The sequence below is a fragment of the Lysinibacillus sp. BF-4 genome (assembly GCF_000743635.1).
Classification (GTDB): Bacteria; Bacillota; Bacilli; order Bacillales_A; family Planococcaceae; genus Metalysinibacillus; species Metalysinibacillus saudimassiliensis.
The window spans coordinates 1-959 of the sequence record NZ_JPUW01000100.1; the positions used below are offsets into that span (position 1 = coordinate 1).

The following is a 959-nucleotide window of genomic DNA, read 5'->3' on the forward strand; positions in this document are numbered from 1 at the left end:
CTACTTATTTTTCTTTTCACTACCTGAACTATGTTTCGTCCCACGTTTATCTTTTTCATCTTTCACTTCTTCATTAAGTTCTTCTACTGGAATTGGGTCGACGGTTTGCATATCTTCGTGTTTATCAAACAAACTTTCCTTATCGGTACTGACCATATCTGGATTATCATATTTTTTATCACGCATAGTAACCTCTCCCTTCATACCTTATGTTTTCCCTCTCATAGGACAATTAAACTTTGGTCATTCGTAGCACCTTTAAGTGCTTGCTTCATAAAATTACGGCATAAACGCATTCGTGCGCAGCGTGCAAAAGGCAGTTTTCCACCTTGAAGCTTGTCCTCAACCTCTACAAATAAAGGTTGCCACTCCGTACGTGCATGTTGTGCAAGCCACTGCAGGGCCTCCTTTTTAGAAACAATCTCCTGTTTGACATAGGACGCATAAATGCGCGCCATCGTAGTAACCGCAAAGACTACATCTTCTGTACGCCAAAAAGCAAATGGCTTACGAGTTTTAGTCGCCCAGTAACTATGTAAATTATATTGAAGCGTTGCCTGTACATGCGACCACTCTACCTCAAGCGGTAAACTTTGCGCAAAGGGCCCGTATAATGTCACCCCTTTATGCTTAACCAACCACCACGTAATGGCATTTGTATCCCACTTACCAAACTTTACAGTACCTTCGTAAGTATAGTAACACGCCTCATCCCGACCTAATTGTTCGAGTGTAATAAACATACCGTCTAAACGATTTCCATAGCGCTCCTCACGCGCTAGGCGCTTATGCAATTTAGCTAGTTGCTTGGCTTGCGGCTTTGTTATATCATGCTTTACGACTACAACAATATCAATATCACTATGTGCCTCGTCAAATGCTTCAAGCGCAATCGAACCATACACATACATACCATATACTTTCTCACCTAACACAGCAGTGATCTCATCCACATAACG

At 41.8% G+C, this 959-nt stretch carries 2 protein-coding genes; both read right to left on the bottom strand.

Annotated features, from left to right (window positions below; all coding sequences use genetic code 11):
• Entirely contained in the window at positions 1-186 is a 186-nt protein-coding gene (locus CH76_RS13325) for a hypothetical protein (RefSeq protein ID WP_081892718.1), read from the bottom strand.
• Positions 187-221: 35 nt separating this feature from the next.
• The coding region (locus tag CH76_RS13330; RefSeq protein WP_152553356.1) for an aminoglycoside adenylyltransferase domain-containing protein at positions 222-959 on the bottom strand (738 nt) is incomplete at its 5' end.

Excerpts from the sequence above, each read along its gene's own strand:
- CH76_RS13325 (WP_081892718.1), bottom strand. The coding sequence starts at position 186 with ATGCGTGATAAAAAATATGATAATCCAGATATGGTCAGTACCGATAAG.